Origin of the sequence: Kitasatospora sp. NPDC051702 (genome assembly GCF_040681575.1) — a bacterium.
GTDB lineage: Bacteria > Actinomycetota > Actinomycetes > Streptomycetales > Streptomycetaceae > Kitasatospora.
Genome location: NZ_JBFAZB010000002.1, coordinates 341,584 through 359,473, shown reverse-complemented (window position 1 = coordinate 359,473; position 17,890 = coordinate 341,584). Strand labels below are relative to the sequence as shown.

General features: G+C 74.8%; 7 protein-coding genes. 1 reads left to right on the top strand and 6 read right to left on the bottom strand.

Annotation, left to right across the window (positions count from 1 at the left end; genetic code table 11):
- Nucleotides 1-93: 93 nt before the first annotated feature.
- Nucleotides 94-1,236, top strand: a complete 1,143-nt coding sequence (locus AB0N04_RS03435; RefSeq protein WP_360208503.1) for a hypothetical protein — start codon at nucleotides 94-96, stop codon at nucleotides 1,234-1,236.
- 79 nt (nucleotides 1,237-1,315) lie between these two features.
- Here AB0N04_RS03435 and AB0N04_RS03430 read toward each other — a convergent pair whose 3' ends face one another.
- The 6 genes from AB0N04_RS03430 to AB0N04_RS03405 form a co-directional block, all read right to left on the bottom strand.
- On the bottom strand, nucleotides 1,316-2,371 hold the full coding sequence (locus AB0N04_RS03430) for an NADP-dependent oxidoreductase (RefSeq protein WP_360208500.1): 1,056 nt from the start codon (nucleotides 2,369-2,371) through the stop codon (nucleotides 1,316-1,318).
- Nucleotides 2,368-4,032, bottom strand: a complete 1,665-nt coding sequence (locus AB0N04_RS03425; protein ID WP_360208559.1) for an NAD(P)/FAD-dependent oxidoreductase — start codon at nucleotides 4,030-4,032, stop codon at nucleotides 2,368-2,370. Before AB0N04_RS03425 ends, AB0N04_RS03430 begins: the two co-directional genes overlap by 4 nt.
- A gap of 17 nt (nucleotides 4,033-4,049) precedes the next feature.
- Entirely contained in the window at nucleotides 4,050-5,729 is a 1,680-nt protein-coding gene (locus AB0N04_RS03420; RefSeq protein WP_360208498.1) for an NAD(P)/FAD-dependent oxidoreductase, read from the bottom strand.
- The gene (locus AB0N04_RS03415; RefSeq protein ID WP_360208496.1) at nucleotides 5,716-14,958 is read right to left on the bottom strand and encodes an amino acid adenylation domain-containing protein; all 9,243 of its coding nucleotides are present in this window, start codon (nucleotides 14,956-14,958) and stop codon (nucleotides 5,716-5,718) included. Before AB0N04_RS03415 ends, AB0N04_RS03420 begins: the two co-directional genes overlap by 14 nt.
- A 67-nt stretch (nucleotides 14,959-15,025) precedes the next feature.
- Nucleotides 15,026-15,883: a sterol desaturase family protein gene (locus tag AB0N04_RS03410; RefSeq protein ID WP_360208493.1), complete on the bottom strand. Its 858-nt coding sequence runs from the start codon at nucleotides 15,881-15,883 to the stop codon at nucleotides 15,026-15,028.
- 201 nt (nucleotides 15,884-16,084) lie between these two features.
- Nucleotides 16,085-17,566, bottom strand: a complete 1,482-nt coding sequence (locus AB0N04_RS03405; RefSeq protein WP_360208491.1) for a helix-turn-helix transcriptional regulator — start codon at nucleotides 17,564-17,566, stop codon at nucleotides 16,085-16,087.
- Nucleotides 17,567-17,890: the final 324 nt, after the last annotated feature.

Sequence of the window (17,890 nt, the reverse complement as noted above, 5' to 3'; positions counted from 1 at the left end):
CCAGGGCTGAGCCGCCGGCCCGGGGCGGCGGTCGTGCCCAGGGGCCGGGGGGTGTGCCGTCACCCCGTCACCGCTCCCGGCCAGGAGGCCGCCATGTCCGTACCCGGCACCGCCGTTCCCGCCCGTCTCTCCCCCGAGCAGCTCGCCCGCGACCTCGCCGTCCGGGACCTCACCGACCCCGCCGCCGGTCCGCACGCCGTGCAGCTCGTCCTCGCCCGTGCCGTCGAGGCGCTGGCCGCGCTCTGGGGCTGCGAGGTCCGCTGGTGGCGCGGTGAGCGCGTCGTCACGGTCGAGGACAACTACGACCACCTCGGCTACCGCGCCGACGACATCACCCGCGACACCCGGTACACCCGCTACGTCGACGACCGGCGGATGCTCCGCAGCCACTCCAGCGCCCTGGTGCCGGCGGCGCTGCGGGCCCTGGCCGCGGATCCGGCCGAGGACGTCCTGCTGGTCTGCCCCGGCCTGGTCTACCGCCGCGACAGCATCGACCGGCTGCACACCGGCACCCCGCACCAGCTGGACCTGTGGCGGCTCACCCGCCGCCCGGCCCGGCTGACCACCGCCGACCTGGACGGGATGGTCACCGCCCTGGTCGGCGGTCTGCTCCCGGGCGCCGAGCACCGCCACGAGGAGCGCGTCCACCCGTACACGCTGGCCGGCCGCCAGGTGGACGTGGCCCGCGGCGCGGAGTGGATCGAGGTCGCGGAGTGCGGCCTGGCCCACCCCGGCGTGCTGGCCCGGGCCGGGCTCGGCGCCGAGTGGAGCGGTCTGGCCCTCGGCATGGGGCTGGACCGGATGCTGATGCTGCTCAAGGGCGTGGACGACATCCGGGTGCTGCGTTCGACCGAGCCGTCGGTGGCCGCCCAGCTGACCGACCTCGCGCCCTACCGGCCGGTGTCCGCGATGCCCGCCGTCCGCCGGGACCTCTCGGTGGCGGTGGACCGCGACGACCTGGCGGAGGACCTCGGGGACCGGGTCCGCGACGCGCTCGGCCCGGACGCGGACTGCGTGGAGACCGTCGAGATCCTCGCCGAGACGCCGTGCTCGCAGCTGCCGCCACGGGCCCTGGAGCGGCTCGGCGCGCGCCCCGGGCAGAAGAACGTCCTGCTCAAGCTGGTCCTGCGGCACCTGGACCGGACGCTCACCGACCGTCAGGCCAACCTGCTGCGGGACCGCGTCTACGCCGCCGTGCACCAGGGCACCGCCCACCAGTGGGCGGCCACCGGCTGACGGCCGCCGGTGGGGGCGTGGCGGCGGCCACCACCACGCCCCCGCCACGCCCCGGCCGCGACCCCGCGACGACCCGGCCTCAGAGCCGGACGAGCACCTTGCCGCGGCTGGCGGCCCGGTCCTGGTAGAGGCTGCGGTAGGCGGCGGGGATGGTGTCGAAGCCGCGGTGGACGGTCTGGTGGTACTGCAGGTCGCCGCTGCGGACGAGGCCGCCGAGGTCCCGCCGCAGGGCCGTCCAGTTCTCCTCGGTGAACCACTCCAGCGAGAAGATGCCGCGGACGGTGGTGCGCGGGAACATGATCATCGGCAGCAGCCGGGGGCCCGTCCAGCGGCCGCCGACCTGGCTCGCCCACTGCCAGCAGACCGCGACCCGGCTGTCGACGTTGAGCATGGTGAAGACGACGTCGGTCAGCGTGCCGCCGAGGCTGTCGAAGTAGCGGTCGACGCCGTCCGGGGCCGCCTTGGCGAGCCGCTCGGCGAGCCGCTCGGGGTCGTCGCCGTCGCGGTAGTGCAGGACGGCGTCGAAGCCCAGGTCCCTCAGCCGGTCGGCCTTCTCCGCCGTCGCCGTGGTGCCGACGACCCGGGCGCCGCGGTGCCGCGCGAGCTGGCCGACCAGGGAGCCGACGGCCCCGGAGGCGCCGCTGACCAGCACGGTGTCGCCGGGGCGCACGGCCAGGAACTTCTCCACGGTGCCCCAGGCGGTCATCCCGGGCCCGCCGAGGACGCCCAGGGCGGTGGAGATCGGCAGGGCGTCGTCGTAGTGGTCGGGGTCGAGGCGGCGGTAGGCGGGGAAGACCATCGGGAAGGTACCGGTCTGCCAGGGGGTCGGGGCGCCGTTGCCGATCACGTGGCTGCGCCAGCCGCCGAAGCCCTGGACGAGGTCGCCGACGGCGAAGCGGGCGCGGGGGCCGGCCTCCAGCACCTCCATGATCGAGTCGGCGCCCATGTGGTCCCCGACCGGGGTGTCGAGGGCGATCCCCTGGAGGTACGGGTCGACGGAGACGTACCGGGTGCGCAGCAGCATCTCGTCCTCGGCGAGCCGGACGTCGACCTCCTCGACCACCTTCCGGTACATCCGCTCGACGTCCGGCACGCCGTCGGCGTGCTCGTGGACGACCCACTTCTCGATCCTCACGAGGTGACTCCAAACTGGCGGTCCGCGGGGCCGACCGGCTCGACCAGCAGGGTGGGCGGCGGGGCGGTGTCGTCGACGGCGGCGGTGAACGGCTTGCGGTCGTCGCGGCAGATGAACTGCACGACGTGGCGCCCGGCGGCGGCGGCCCGGATGAGGCCGCCGGTGGTCGCCCAGACGCCGGAGAGGTAGAAGTCGCGCAGGCCCGGCAGCCCGGGGCCGTTGCGCTTGATCTCCTCCTCCAGGGTCTCGCCGCTCTCCACGAAGGGCTGCCAGCCGAGCACGGTGCCGTCGTAGTTGGCGGTGTAGCGGACCTGGGTGAGGGGGGTGGAGACGTCCTTGACCGCGACGGCCTCCTTCAGCCCCGGGTGGTGGCCGTCGAGGAAGTCGACGAGGGCGTCGCGCACCCGGCGCTTCTCCCGCTGGTACTCGCGTCCGCGGCCGACCGGCAGGGTGTGCAGCTCCTCGCCGCGCCGCAGCCGGGGCGCCTGTTCGGGGCCGGTGCTCAGGGCCCGCCAGGGGGCGATGTCGCAGAAGTAGCTGACGTAGACGACGGTCGTCCCGGCGGGGGACAGTTCGGGGTAGTGGCGGCTGCGGAACTGGACGTTGATGCTGGGGTGCCGGATGCCGGTGAGCCGGGCCGCGAACTCCTCCTCCAGCAGGTGGGTGGTGCACGGGTCCCCGGCCGGGAAGGGCCGGCGCAGGCCCAGGAAGACGGTGAGGTAGCCGGGGAAGACCATGCCGGGTTCGGTGATGGTCCGGGTGTACAGCCGGCGGTAGGTGTCGTTCAGGTAGCGGCCCTTGAGCAGGTCGAGCATGGTGGTGCGGCCGTCGCAGGCCGCGACGACGATGTCGGCGCGGACCTCCCGGCCGTCGCTGAGCCGCACCCCGACGGCCCGGTCGCGCTCGACCAGGATCTCGGTCGCCCTGGCGTTGTAGGTGATCTCCCCGCCGAGCCGCCGGTAGCGCTCCTCGACGGAGCGGGCCAGGCCCAGCGAGCCGCCCTCCGGCACCCCGGCCGACTGCCCGGCGTGCGCGGCGAGCTGGAAGTAGGTGGGCAGCACGGGGAAGTTGGGGTGCTTCTCGTAGAGCACGAAGTTGAAGGCCTCGCGCAGCAGCGGGCTGCGGAAGCGGGCCGAGTAGTCGCTCATCAGCTCGGTGATCGAGCGCCGGATCACGTTGAGGTGGGGCAGGAAGGAGGCGAGCATCCGCCAGCGTTCCCGGCGCCCCATGAGCCCGACCGGCTTGAGGAAGGGGTAGTGGACCAGCGCGCGGCGGAAGGACCGCAGTCCGGCGCAGAACCGCCGGATCTGCCGGGCGTCCTCCGGCGCGAGGTCGAGCAGGTGGGCTTCGAGGCGGTCGGGGTCGGAGTAGAAGCGGACGGCGCCGCCGTCGCGGGTGCGCACCACGTTGAAGACGTCGAAGTTGCGCATCACCTTGCCCTGGAGGGCGCCGAGTTCGAGCCAGATCTGGTGCATCTCGTTGCCGGGGCCGCTGCCGAGCAGCCAGCTGACGCAGCAGTCGAAGGTGAACTCCCCGCGGTCCCAGGCGGTGCAGCAGCCGCCGGGCAGTTCGTGCATCTCCAGGATGCGGCTGCGGTAGCCGTTCATCTGGGCGTAGCAGCCGGTGGACAGGCCGCCCAGGCCGCCGCCGACGATCACCATGGTCCGCCTGCCCGTGCTCATTCCGGTACTCCCGTGGTGACCCGGTCGAGTTGTGGCAGCCGGCCCAGCTTTCCGGCGTGCCAGGGTTCCTGGTTGTCGCTGGGCCAGGCCCGGAAGGGCCGGCCGAGTTCGCGGCAGAGGTACTGGGCGGCGTACCGGCCGCTGGTCGCGGCGCGGATCAGGCCGCCGAGGCCCGCCCACTGCCCGGCCATGGAGAAGCCGCGCAGTCCGGGCAGCCGCATGCGGTCCCGGTTGACCAGCCGGTTGGCGGCGTCCTCGGCCTCGGAGAAGGCCTGCCAGGCGAGGATGCTGCCGCGGGTGTTTCCGGTGAAGCGTTCGGTGGTGACGGGCGAGGCGACGTCGACGAGTTCGATCCGGCGGCCCAGCCCGGGGTACGTCCGGTCGAGGAACTCCCGGACGAAGGAGGCGACTTCCTGCTTACGGGCCCGGTAGGCGCGGCGGTCGCGGACACGCAGCTCCTTCCAGCTGCGGTGGTCGCTGAAGTAGGTGCAGTGCAGCACGGACCGGCCGGCGGGCGCGAAGCCCTCCGCGTAGGCGGAGCGCAGCTGGACGACCAGGCTGTGCTGGAGCGAGCCGGGCAGCCGGGCGCCCTGCTCGGGGCCCAGCAGGTAGGTGGTGCTGTGCGGTTCGCCCTCCGGCAGCCCGCCGCGGACGCCGACGAAGGCGGAGACCACCGCCGGGTAGAGGTTGCCGGGCCGGTCGATCAGTTCGCCGTACAGCCGGTCGGTGGTGGGGCTGGACCAGCGGCCGTCCAGCAACCGGTCGAGGACGGTCGGGCCGTCGCAGGCGGCGACGACGTGGTCGGCGTAGTGCTCGGTGCCGTCCCGGAGCCGGACGCCGACGGCTCGGCCGCCCTCGACGAGGATCCGGTCGACCCGGCAGCGGTAGCCGATCACCCCGCCGAGCGAGGTGTAGCGCTCCTCGACGGAGCGGGCCAGGCCGAGCGAACCGCCCTGCGGGAAGCCGGCGTTGCCGTTGTGCGCGGCGGCCAGGGTGTACAGGTAGGGCAGCAGCGGGAAGCCGGCCGGTTCCTGGAGGAACACGTTGGGCAGGGCCCGGCGCAGCAGTGGGTCCTGGAAGCGGTCGGCGAAGCCGCGCATCGGGGTGGTGGCGGTGCGCCAGAACAGCCGGAAGGCCGGCAGCACGGCGCGCAGGGTCCGCAGCCGTTCGGCCGGCCCGCGCAGCGGCGACGGGGTGAGCTCCCAGGGCAGGTCGAGCGCGGCGAAACGGCGCAGGTCCCGGCAGAAGGAGCGGATCGGCCGGGCATCGCCGGGGGCGAGGGCCAGCAGGTGGTGTTCGAGCCGGTCGGGGTCGGCGAAGAAGGTGACGGCCCGGCCGTGTTCGTCGACGACGCGGTTGAAGACGTCGAAGCGGGTGACGGTCTTGCCGTCGAGGGCTCCGAGTTCCCGCCAGACCTGGTGGGCGCCGGTGCCCTCGGCGGTGCCGATGAGCCAGTCGATGCAGTAGTCGAACAGGTAGCCGTGCCGGGACCACGCGGTGCAGCAGCCGCCGGGCAGCACGTGCTTCTCGAAGATCCGGGTCTCCAGGCCGCTCATCTGGGCGTAGCAGCCGGTGGCGAGGCCGCCGATGCCGGCGCCGATCACGATGACCCGGGGCGGGCCGCCGCCGGCGCGCCGCCGGTCGGACCAGTCCGGTCCGCGGTCAGGGGCGGTCATCGGCGGCGCCTCCGGCCAGGATGGCGCCCGCCAGTTCGGCGTTGCGGGCGGCGTACTCGGCGTCCAGCATCTCGGCGTGGCTGCCGTGCCCGGCGTGCACGGTGGTGCCGGAGGTGGAGGAGCCCTGCCACGAGCCGGGTTCGCCGCCGGTGTGCAGGGCGAGCCGGTCGCGTTCGCAGACCACGTGCAGGTGTGCGTCGACGGTGTCCAGGTTGGGGGTCCGGCTGCAGAACTCCAGGTAGTCCCGGGCCTGTTCGAGGGTCTCCCGGGCGACGATCCGGGAGCCGGTGTGGCGGTGCAGGTGCTCGTGCAGCTCGCGTTCGAAGGCGGCCACGTGGTCCTCGCCGAGGGTGAAGGGTTCGGGGATCCGGTAGGAGTCCACCATCAGGACGGACCGGACGGTCCGGCCGCGGCGTTCGAGCTCGGCGGCGACCTCGAAGGCGAGGTTGCCGCCGAGCGAGTAGCCGAGCAGGACGTACGGGCCGGCCGGGTGCAGGGCCTCGGCCAGGTCGGCGTAGCGGGCGGTCTTGTCGTCGCCGGTGAGGTAGTTGAAGGCGGCGAGGCGGTGGCCGGGCAGGTGGCCGGCGAGCTGGCGGTAGACCAGTCCGTGGCCGCCCGCGGGCGGGAAGCAGAGGACCGTGCGGTCCTCGGGTGCCTGCGGGTTGAACCACAGGTGGGGCTGGCCGCCTTCGAGTTCGCCGGTGATGATCTGTTCCAGGGTGCGGGCCATGCCGTGCAGCGTGGTGACCTTGAAGAGCTGGCCGACCGGGATGCCGACGTTGAACTCGGTCTGCAGGTGGTGGATCAGTTCGATCAGCCGGATGGAGCTGCCGCCGAGTTCGAAGAAGTCGTGCTGGAGGCCGACTTCGTCGAGCCCGAGCAGCGCCTTCCAGTGTTCGGCGGTGCGGATCTCGTAGAGGGTGACCGGCGGTTCGTCTCGGGCGGCGCCGGTGTCGACCACCGGTTCGGGCAGGGCGGCGAGGTCGACCTTGCCGTTGGGGGTGAGCGGCAGGGCGGGCAGTTCGGTGAGGTGGGCGGGGATCATCACGGTGGGGAGGTGTTCGGCGAGGTGGCGGCGGAGTTCCCGGCGGTCCAGCGCGGCCCCTTCGGCCGGGACGAGGTAGGCGGACAGCACGCTCTCCCCCGTGCTGTCCTGACAGACCGTCACACAGGCCTGGGCGAGCTCGGGGCGGGCGGTGAGGTGGGCCTCGATCTCGCCGATCTCGATCCGGTGGCCGCGCACCTTGACCTGGTTGTCGATCCGCCCGAGCAGGTGTGCGGTGCCGTGCGCGTCCCAGTGGCCGAGGTCGCCGGTGCGGTAGAGCCGGGTCGGCGTGCCGTCGAGGTCCAGGGCGGTGAACCGCCGGGCGGTCTGCCCGGGGTCGTTGGGGTAGCCGGCCGCCACCCCGGCGCCGCCGACCCACAGTTCGCCGGCCACGCCGGGCGGCACCGGTTCGCCGTAGCGGTCGAGGATGTAGAGCTCGCTGTTGGGGAACGGCCGGCCGATCGGCACCATCCGGCCGGGTTCGAGGCCCTCGGCCGTGCCCTCGTAGTAGCTGGTGTCGATGGTGGCCTCGGTCAGGCCGTAGGAGTTGACGAGCCGGGTGTCCGGCCCGCACAGGGCGCGCAGCCGCCGGTGTTCCGCGGCCTTCCAGGAGTCCGAGCCGACGGCCAGCAGGCGCAGGAAGTCCAGCCGCAGGCCCTCGCGCTCGCAGTGGGCCAGCAGGGCGCGGGCGACGGCGGGCACGAACTCGGCGCAGTCGACGGCCTCCTCGCGCATGGTGCGGTGCAGCCGGGCGGTGTCGAAGAGCAGGTCGCGGTCGACCAGGACGAGGGTGCCGCCGGTGCTCAGCGCCCGGGCGAGGTCGCCGGAGAACACGTCGAAGGCCGTCCCGGCCATCTGGAGGTGCACCCGGGCCTCGGTGTCCAGCCGGTACTCGGCGCGCCAGCCCGCGGTGACCGCGGCGAGGTTGCGGTGGTCGACCCGGACGGCCTTCGGGCGGCCGGTGGAGCCGGAGGTGTGGATGACGTAGGCGGCCCGGTCCGGGTCGGCGGCGGGCAGCGGCGGGCCCTCGGCCGCGGGCCGGTCGAGTTCCTCCAGGGTGACCGGCCGGGCGGGCAGGTCGGCGCCGGGCGGCCGCCGCTCGTCGACGACGACCAGGACGGCTCCGGCGTCGGCCACCTGGTGGGCGAGCCGGTCGGCCGGGTGTCCGGGGTCGAGCGGCAGGTAGGCGGCGCCGGCCCGCCAGACCGCGAGCAGCACGGTGATCAGCTCGGGCGACTTGTCCAGGCAGACGGCGACCACCGAGCCCTCGACGACCCCGAGTTCGCGTAGCCGCAGGGCCGCCCGGTGCGCCCTGCGGTCGAGTTCGCCGTAGCCGAGCCGCCGGGTGCCGGACGGCCCGGGGGCGGCGACGGCGAGCGCCTCGGGGTGCTCGGCGGCGGCCTTGGCGATCAGCTCGGGCACCGGGGTGTCGTGCTCCAGACGCCGGCCGGCGCCGCTGAACCCGTCGAGGATGCGCCGGCGTTCGGTGTCCTCGAGCATCCGCAGCCGGCCGACGGGGCGGTCGTCGCCGGCCCGGGTCATGGCGTCCAGCAGGGTGCGGTAGTGCGCGGCGAGCCGCTGGACGGTGGCGGCGTCGAAGAGGTCGGAGTTGTACTTGAACACGCAGTGGAAGCTGTGGTCCGCGCGGTCCTCGTAGGCCGACAGGGTCAGGTCGAACTGCCCCTCCTCCTCGGGGAGTTCGATGTACTCCAGGCGGTACCCGAAGCGCTCCACGGCGACTTTGTGGGTGAGCAGGATGAACATCGCCTGGAACACCGCGGAGCGGCTGGGGTCGTGCTGCAGCCCGAGCTGCTCGACCAGCAGCGGGAAGGGGTACTCCTGGTTGTCCAGCCCGCCGAGCACGCTCCGCCGCACCCGGGCGAGCAGCTCGGCCACCCCGGGCTCCCCGGCCAGGCTGACGTGCAGCGGCAGCGGGTTGACGAAGTAGCCGTAGACGGAGCCGAACTCCTCCTGGGTGCGCCCGGTGACGGGGCTGCCGACCACGATGTCGGACTGGCCCGACCAGCGGTGCAGCAGCAGGTAGTAGGCGCTGAGCAGCACCATGAACGGGGTCGCGTGGTGGGCCCGGGCCAGGTCGTGGACGCGGGCGGTGAGCTCGGCGTCGAGCCGGAAGAACTCCGAGGCGCCGTTGTGGGTCTGCACCGCGGGCCGGGGCCGGTCGGTGGGCAGGGCGAGCACCGGCACCGGGGACGGCAGGTGGCCGCGCCAGTAGTCGAGCATCCGCTGCGCCTCGGGACCGGCCAGGAAGCGGTTCTGGTGGTTGAGGAAGTCGAGGTAGCGGGCGGCGACCGGGGGCAGTTCGGGGGTGCGTCCGCGGCGCAGCGCCTCGTAGACCTCGAACAGCTCCTCGATGAAGGTGAAGGTGGAGATCGCGTCGGAGACGATGTGGTGGACGGCCTTCATCAGCACCCAGCGCTCCGGGCCGCGCCGGAACAGCCGCAGCCGCACCAGGGGGTCCTCCGCGAGGTCGTACGGCCGGCGGTACTCGGCGACGATCAGTGCGTGGACCTCCTCCCAGGGCCGGCCCTCGACGTCGAACAGCCCGGTGTCGGCGACGGCCTCGGGGCGGATCCGCTGGACGGGGCGGCCCTGCTCGGCGGTGACGGCGGCCCGGAGCCCGGGGTGCCGGTCGACGAGGGTGCGGAATGCGGCGAAGACCAGCTCCGGGTCGAGCTCGGCGTGCACCTCGACGGCCCCGCCGATGTTGTAGGCGTAGCCGTCCGGGTGGAGCTGGCGCAGGAACCAGAGCGCCTGCTGGTTGTGGGTGAGCGGGTAGCGGGACTCGTCGATGTGCAGCTCGACCTCGGCGTGCTCCGGGCCGCCCCCGGCGGCGAGCTGCTCGGCCAGCCCCTCGCCGAGCAGCTCGACCAGGTCGCCGACGGTGCCGTTGCTGAGCAGCGCCACCACGGGCAGGGCGACGCCGAGTTCACCGTGCACCCGGGCGCGCAGCTCCATCGCGAGCAGCGAGTCCAGGCCGTGCGCGCCGAGCCTGGTGTCCTGGTCGATCCGTTCGGCGCCGACCCGCAGCACGCCGGCGGCGGCGGCCGTGAACCGCTCGGCCAGCAGCTGCCGGCGGGCGGACGGGTCGGCGGAGCGGTAGGCGTCCAGGAAGCCGTCCGTTCCGGCCGGGGCGAGCTCGGCGGCGCTCGCCGCGAGCTCGGCGACCAGCGGCGGCGGCGCCGGGTACCAGGCGAGGAAGGTCGGCCAGTCGACGACGGTGGCCACCAGCAGCTGGGCGCGGTCCTGGCCGAGGACCCGTTCCAGCACGGCGGCGCCGGCCTCCGGCGGGAGCGAGCTCATGCCGCGGGCGTCGCGGTAGTGGGCGACGAGGCCGAGCTCCTCGATCATGCCGGTGGCCCACGGGCCCCAGTCGAGGCTGAGCGCGGGCAGGCCGGCGGCCCGGCGGTGGTGGGCGAGGGCGTCCAGGAAGGCGTTGCCGGCGGCGTAGTTGGTCTGCCCGGCGGTGGTGAGCAGCGCGGCGACGGAGGAGAACAGCACGAAGTGGTCGAGCGGTTCGTCGCGCAGCAGCCGGTGCAGCAGGTGGCCGCCGACCACCTTCGGGCGGTAGCCGGCGTCGAAGGCCGGCCGGTCCATCTGCGGGACGAGCACGTCCCTGACCTGACCGGCGAGGTGGAAGACGCCGCGCACGGGCGGCAGCCCGCGCTCTCGGTGGTCGGCCAGCCAGTCGGCGAGGGCGGTCCCGTCGGTGACGTCGACGGCGGCGAGCAGGGGTTCGGCGCCGAGCGCCTCCAGCTCGCGCAGGAAGGCGATCCGCCGGCCGGCCGGGCTGTCCGGGTCGGTGTGCCGCCACTGCCGCCGGTCGGGCAGCGCGGTGCGGCCGAGCAGCACCAGCCGGCGGGCGCCGCGGCGCACCAGGGTGCGGCAGAGCAGCCGGCCGAGCGCCCCGAAGGCGCCGGTGACGAGGTAGCAGCCGTCCGCCCGGAGCACCGGGGGCAGCGGGCGGGTGAGGCCCTCGGCCGGGCGCAGCCGGCAGGTGCGGCGGCGGCCGGCCCGCAGGGCGATCTCCTGCTCGTCCCGGGCGCCGAGTTCGTCGAGCAGCGCCTCGGCCTGGTCGGCATGGTCCGCGCCGGGGTCGAGGTCGATCAGGGTGCCGCGCTGGGCGGTGAGCTCCTGCTGCCAGAGCACCCGGCCGACGCCCCAGGCGGGGGCGGCGAGCGGTTCGGCCCGTTCGCCGGGGGCGGTGGCCTGGGCGCCCCGGGTGACGACGTGCAGCCGGGCGTCGGGGCGGGCGGCGGGCAGCGCCCGGGCGAGGGCGATCAGCGAGTACGCGCCGAGGGTGGCGAGGCCGTCCAGCTGCCCGGTCTCCGCGGCGTCCAGCGCGGGCTGGTCGAGGTTCCACAGGTGGACGACGGTGCGGTAGCCGGGGTCGAGCCCTTCGAGCAGCCGGGTGAGGTCCTCGGTGGAGTCCGGGCGGACGGTCGACCCGGTGTCGCCGCGGTGGTGGGCGGCGCCGGGCCGGACGAGGTGGCAGCGGGAGCCGCGTTCGGCGGCGAGCGCGGCGAGCCGCTCGGCGAGGCCGCCGGCGTCGGCGAACAGCAGCAGGTCGCCGGGGTGTTCGGGGTCGGCGACGGCAGGGGCGTCCAGCCAGACGGGTTCGGTGAGCCAGCCGTCGATGGTGGCGAGGCCGACCGATCCCGGGGCCCGGGCGACGTCGGCGGCCCGGAAGCCGGTGATCCGGCCGAGCGGGGTGCCGTCCTCGGCGTAGAGGGCGAGGTCGCCGACGACGTCGCGGCCGTCGTCGCGGGTGACGGTGGCGTGCGCCCAGAGCGGGCGGTCGCCGAACGCGTCGAGGCGGACCTCCTCGATGGCGACGGGCAGCCGTACGCCGCCGTCGTCGGGCGCGGCCGTCCGGGCGGCGAGCAGGGTCTGGAAGCAGGCGTCGAGCAGCACCGGGTGCGCGTGGTGCTCGCCCGCCGCGGGCCCGAGCCCATCGGCCGGGCCGATCCGGGCCAGGGCCTCGCCCGGGCCGACCCAGACCTCCTGGACGGCCCGGAAGGCGGGCCCGTAGTCGTAGCCGCGGGCGGCCAGCAGCCGGTAGCAGTCCGGGCCGTCGAGCCGGCTGGTCCGGGCCCGGACCGCTTCGGCGTCCAGCACCGGGCCGTGGGCGAGGCGCTGGCCCGTGCGGACCCGGCCGCTCGCGTGCACCGCGGGCTCGCCGCCGGCGGGGGTGGAGGTGACGGTGAAGCGGGCGTCCTCCGGGGCGTAGCCGAACTGGACGGGGGTGGGCTCGGCCTCGGAGAGGAACAGGGCCCGGTTCAGCTCGACCTCGGCGAGCACCACCTCGGTGCCGCCGGTCAGGGCGCGGACGGCCTGCGCCGCCATCTCCAGGTACCCCGCGGCGGGGAAGACCACCCGGCCCTCGATCCGGTGGTCGGCCAGGTAGGGCAGGTGCTCGGGGTCGAGCGCGGTGGTCCAGGTGGGCTGGGCGTTCGCGGTGCGGCGGCCGAGCAGCGGGTGGTCGACCTCGCCGAGGCGGACCTTCCGGACGGCGTCCGGCTCGGCCCAGTACCGGTCGCGCCGCCAGGGGTAGGCGGGCAGCGGCACCGGGCGGCCGGCCGGGTGCAGCGCGTCCCAGGCCGGTTCGACGCCCAGGGTGTGCAGTTCGGCGAGGGTGCGGGTGACGCACGCGTCCTCGTCCGCGCGGCGCCGGAGGGAGGCCAGGGTGTGCGCGCCGTCGACGCACTCGCGGATCGCGTGGCCGAGCACCGGGTGCGGGCCGACCTCCAGGAAGAGGCCGATCCCGTCCCCGGCCATCCGCTCGACGGCGGCACGGAAGCGCACCGGGTTGCGGACGTTGTGCCACCAGTACCCGGCGTCCAGCTCCGGGCCGCGGGCGAGGCCGTCGCGGGCGGTGAGGTAGAGCGGCAGCCGGGCCTCGCCGGGCGCGAGCGCGGCCAGCGCGGCGGTCAGCTCCTCCCGGATCGGCTCCATCCGCACGCTGTGGTACGGGACCTCGACGTCCAGGAGGCGGGCGAAGACGTCCTCCGCGCGCAGCTCGTCGGCGAGTTCGCGCAGCGCCTCGGTGTCACCGGCGAGGGTCACGGCGGAGGGGCTGTTGACGGCCGCGAGCGAGACCCGGGTGCGGTGCGGGCGGATCCGTCGCTGCGCCTGCTCCTCCGGCAGGCCGACGGCGAGCATCGTGCCGGTGCCGGCCAGCCGCTGCTGCAGCCGGCTGCGGGCCAGCACCACCCGCACGGCGTCGGCGAGGTCGTAGACGCCGGCCTCGTGGAAGGCGGCGACCTCGCCGGTGCTGTGCCCGACGACGGCGTCGGGGTGCAGCCCGCGACTGCGCCAGAGCGCGGAGAGACCCAGCTGGACGGCGAGGTTGGCGGGCTGGGCGAGCCAGGTCTCGGCCATCCGGGAGTCGGCCTCGTCGCGTTCCAGTTCCGCCAGGAGCGACCAGCCGGCCTGTTCCCGGATCTCCCGGTCGCAGGCCCGGACGGCCTCCCGGTAGGCCGGCTCGCTCGCGTACAGGCCGCGGCCCATGCCCCACCACTGGGGGCCCATGCCGGTGAACACCCAGGCGAGCCGGCGCTGTTCGCGCGCTCTGGCGCGGCCCCGGGCGACCTGCGGGTGGGCCTCGCCGCGTTCGCAGGCGGCCAGTGCCGCGTCCAGGTCCTGCCGGGTGGCGTAGCCGACCGCGAGCCGTTCGGGCAGGTGCTGGCGGCGGTGGGCGAGGGTGTGGCCGAGGTCGGCGAGCGACACCCCGGCGGCGAGCTCCCGCCGTACGCCGGCGGCGAGTTCGGGCAGCGCGGCGGCGTCCCTGGCGCTGAGCGGCAGCACCGTGCGGGCGGGGTGCGGCACGGGCGCGGCGGGCGTGGGCCGGGGCGGCTCCTCCAGCAGGACGTGCGCGTTGGTCCCGCCGAAGCCGAAGGAGTTGACGCCGGCCCGGGCCGGCCCGTCGTGCTCGGGCCAGTCGACGGCGGCGGTCGGGACGTCGAAGGGGAGCGCGGCCAGGTCGATGCCCGGGTTGGGGCGTTCCAGGTTGAGGTGCGGCGGGATCCGCCGGTGTTCGAGGGCGAGGGCGGTCTTGATCAGTCCGGCGACCCCGGCCGCGGCCTCGGTGTGCCCGATGTTGGTCTTCACCGAGCCCACGTAGCAGCGGGCGCCGGGGCGGCGGCCGACGCCGAGCACCCGGCCCAGGGCGGCCGCCTCGATCGGGTCGCCGACCGGGGTCGAGGTGCCGTGCGCCTCGACGTACTGCAGGCTGCCGGGGAGCACGCCCGCCTCCGCGCAGACCCGTTCGATCAGGGCGACCTGGGCGTCCGCGCTGGGGACGGTGATGCCGTTGGTGCGACCGTCCTGGTTGACGCCGCTGCCGAGGACGACGGCGTGCACCGGGTCGCCGTCGCGCAGCGCGTCCGCGAGTCGTTTGAGGACGACCACGCCGACGCCCTCGGCGCGGACGTAGCCGTCGGCGGAGGCGTCGAAGGCGCGCGAGCGGCCGTCCCGGGAGAGGAAGCCGCCCTTCGTCTCGGCGATCGTGTACTGCGGCGCCATGTGCAGCAACACGCCGCCGGCCAGCGCGAGTTCGGTCTCGCCGCGGAGCAGGCCCTGGCAGGCGAGGTGGACGGCGACCAGGGAGGAGCTGCAGGCGGTGTCGATCGAGACACTGGGGCCGCGGAAGTCGAGGCAGTGCGAGATCCGGTTGGACACCATCGTCATCATGGTGCCGGTGGCGGTGTGCGCGGCGAGGGTGCCGAAGTCGAGGTCGGCGAACTGGAGGATCTTGTAGTCCAGGGTGAAGGCGCCCATGTAGACGCCGACGTCGCGGCCGGCCAGGTCGCCGGGGCGCAGGCCGCCGTCCTCCAGGGCCTCCCAGCTGACCTCCAGGAGCTTGCGCTGCTGCGGGTCCATGTGGGCGGCCTCGCGCGGGCTGATCCCGAAGAAGTCCGGGTCGAAGGTGTCGAAGCCGTCGACGTAGCCGCCGCGGCCGCCGGTCAGCCGCCCGGGTTTGGACCTGTCCCGGCTGCCCAGGGTGGCGGTGTCGTAGCGGTCGGCGGGTGTCGCGGTGAGGCAGTCCCGGCCCTCGACGAGGTTGCGCCAGTAGGCCCGGTGGTCGTTGGCGTGTCCGGGCAGGCGGCAGCCGATGCCGGTGATCGCGATCCGGTCGCGGGGCACGGCGAGGGGCGAGGTGGTCATGGTCCAATCCGGGGGTGAGGGCGTGGCGGCGCGGACACGGGCGGAGGAGGTGGCCCCGCGGGCCGGGTCAGACGGTCGGTTCGGTGGGGTTCACCCGGCGCCAGGGGTGCAGCAGGGTGGCGCCCAGCTCGCCGGTGGCAGGGAAGGCGGCCGGGTCGGCGAGACCGACGGCGGTGGGCACCCGGCCGGGGCGCCAGGTGAAACTGCCGAACACGTGGTCCCACAGCGAGAGGTCGGAGGCGAAGTGCCCGGCCTCGCCGAGCTCGGTGCTGTGGTGCAGGCGGTGGAGTTCGGGGCCGGCGAGCAGGTGGCCGAGCGGGCCGAGGCGGACGTCGATGTTGGCGTGGACGAAATACCCCTGGGCGATGATGAATATTCCGACCACGAACACGGATTCCGCGGAGAATCCGATCAGCGCCAGCGAGAGCTGGACCACGGACTGCGCGACGAACACGTCGAGGAAATGGTTCACCCCGTTGTTCGCGACGTTCACCTTGTCCGGCACGTGGTGCACGCCGTGCAGCCGCCAGAGCCAGCGGTTGCGGTGGGACCACCGGTGGACCAGGTAGTCGCCGAGCGAGCCGACCAGCAGTGCCAGCGGGATCTCCGCCGCGAACGGGAGCGCCGGGCGGGCCGGCCCGAGCAGCTCCACCAGCGCGGTGACCAGCCCCTGGGCGAGCCCGCCGCCGACCATGCTCAGCGCGAAGTAGGCCGCGTACCAGCCGAGTTCACGCCGGCTCGGGTGCCAGTCGGCCCGGTACGGAATGACGCGTTCCAGCACCGCCAGGTACCCGATGACGCCGACCAGCACGAGCGGGGACACCCGGTCGGGTTCCCAGTGGAAGTGCAGCGTGGCGACGGCCGTGCACAGCACCCCCAGGAGCAGAAGCGGATGAGCGAGCCGGCGTGCGATGGCGGACAGCACGCGCCCCCTTGGTTCTTCGCGGACTAACGACTGGAATCGTCAGAGACTCTAGCGGGAGCCGCCAGCAGGGTCAGTCATTCGACGTGCTAACGCCATGAATGACCCGATCGGCGGAAGATCCGTGCACAGGGTTGACATCGCTCCGGCGTGAAGGGGGCGCATTCCCCGGCAGGCGACGGAGATTCCGGAGCGCGGCGCGGGTCAGGGGCGCCCGGAGGCGAGGGGGGTGAACGCCTCCAGCCGCCAGGCGGCGCCGGGGCGCTGCGCCGCCAGCCGGTCGCGCAGCCCCCGCAGCTCGTGGCCGACCAGGGCCGGGAGGGCCTCGATCGGGGCGGCCTCCAGCGCCGGACCGAGCAGCTCCACGGCCGTCTGCGGGTCGTGCGCGCAGGCGTGGCAGTCCGCCATCCGGACCGTGAACAGCAGGCGGCTGGACGGCAGCTGGTCCGGCCCGAGCAGGCCGAGCGCGGTCTCGGCGGCGGCCAGTGCGCGCCGGGCCAGCCGGGGATCGTCCACCACCGCGGCGAGGTCGCGCAGGGCGGCCGAGGCGGCGGCCTCCACCCGCAGCCGCATCGAGGCGATGGAGAGCCAGGGCGCGTCGTCCTCGTCCCGGTCGCCGATGTGGTCCAGGTGCAGCCGCGCACGGCCGATGGCCCGGACGGTGTCCCGGACCTCGCCCGCGAGGGCGTGCGCGCGGGCCTGGCCGATCTGGCCCATCGCCCCCGACCAGTGCCGGCCGGGGGCGGCCCGGCCGATCTCCCGGGCGTAGCCGAGGGCGCTGGCCGGATCGCCGTCGAGCCGGGCGAGGGTGCTCATGTCGCTGAGCGCGGCGACCTGGGTGGCCTGGTCCCCGGCGAGTTCGGCCCAGCCCAGTGCCCGGTCGAAGCAGGCCATCGCGGTCGCGTTGCGGCCGTCCTGCATCCGCAACGCGCCTGCGGCGTGGGCGTGTTCGGCGGCCAGCCGGGCCAGTGGGCCACGCTGCGCGGGAGGCGCCGCGGCGAGCCGGGCGAGCACCGCGTGCAGGGTGCGCTCGACGGCGGCCGCCAGGCCCGGCAGACCGCCGGCCTCCCCGGAGCGCAGGTGGGCGGCGAGCAGTCCGGTCAGGGCGTGCGCGGTGTCGGCGTCCAGCGACGGCGCGACGGTGGACGGGGCGGCACAGAACTCCGCGTGCAGGGCGGCGAGTTCGACGGGCTCGGGGACGGCACAGCCGTCCGCCCCGTGCAGCGGGCAGAGCAGGCCGTAGTCCGGCAGCCGCCGCGGCGGGCCGATCGGCGCCGGCCAGCGCGCCGGACCGGCGGGTCCGGTGCCGGCGGCGGGCAGCGGGGGGCGCAGCAGTCCGGGGGCGAGCGGCGCGGGCACGGCCAGTTCGGCGGTCTCGGCGCGCAGACAGGCTGCGCGCAGCTCACCGCCCGCGCCGAGGAGTTCGTCGATCCGGTCGGCGATCCGGGGGGTGACCCGGCGGGAGCCGTGCTCGATCTTGCTGACGGCGGTGTGGTCGTAGCCGATGTGGGCGCCGAGCTGGGCCTGGGTGAGGCCGGTCCGGCGCCGCCAGTGGCGCATCCGGGCCCCGAACTCGCGCCAGGCGCCCGGGTCCTGGACGGTGGCCGGGGAGGCGGCCGACGGGCTCGGGAGGGCCGGCGGCGGGGGTGCGGACGCCCGCGCCGCGGCCACGCGGTTCCGATGCACGGCTGCCTCCCCAGGTCGCGTCCCCCGGCCCTGCACTCGCCTTCCGACGAGGAGGACGGTACTCGATGGCACCCGTTCCGTACATGACGTGGTCTCAACCACTGGGGGAAAACCGCAGCTTGACGGAATTTGCCAACCCTATTCACCGCTTGCACCAGCCATTGACCCGAGCATGACGCCATGTGAGGGTTCCGGCACCCGAGCGCGGACGGCCCGCACGGCCGTCCCCCCAGAAACGGCCCTGCGGTGCGCCACCAGCCATTGCCGTCCGCGGTCGAGGACCCCCACATGCGAGGAGCCTCGATGCAACGCAGAGTTTCCACA

Bases quoted from the DNA above. Each gene is read 5' to 3' on its own strand.
- AB0N04_RS03415 (WP_360208496.1), bottom strand. From the start codon at position 14,958: ATGACCACCTCGCCCCTCGCCGTGCCCCGCGACCGGATCGCGATCACC.
- AB0N04_RS03420 (WP_360208498.1), bottom strand. From the start codon at position 5,729: ATGACCGCCCCTGACCGCGGACCGGACTGGTCCGACCGGCGGCGCGCC.
- AB0N04_RS03435 (WP_360208503.1), top strand. From the start codon at position 94: ATGTCCGTACCCGGCACCGCCGTTCCCGCCCGTCTCTCCCCCGAGCAG.
- AB0N04_RS03425 (WP_360208559.1), bottom strand. From the start codon at position 4,032: ATGGTGATCGTCGGCGGCGGCCTGGGCGGCCTGTCCACCGGCTGCTAC.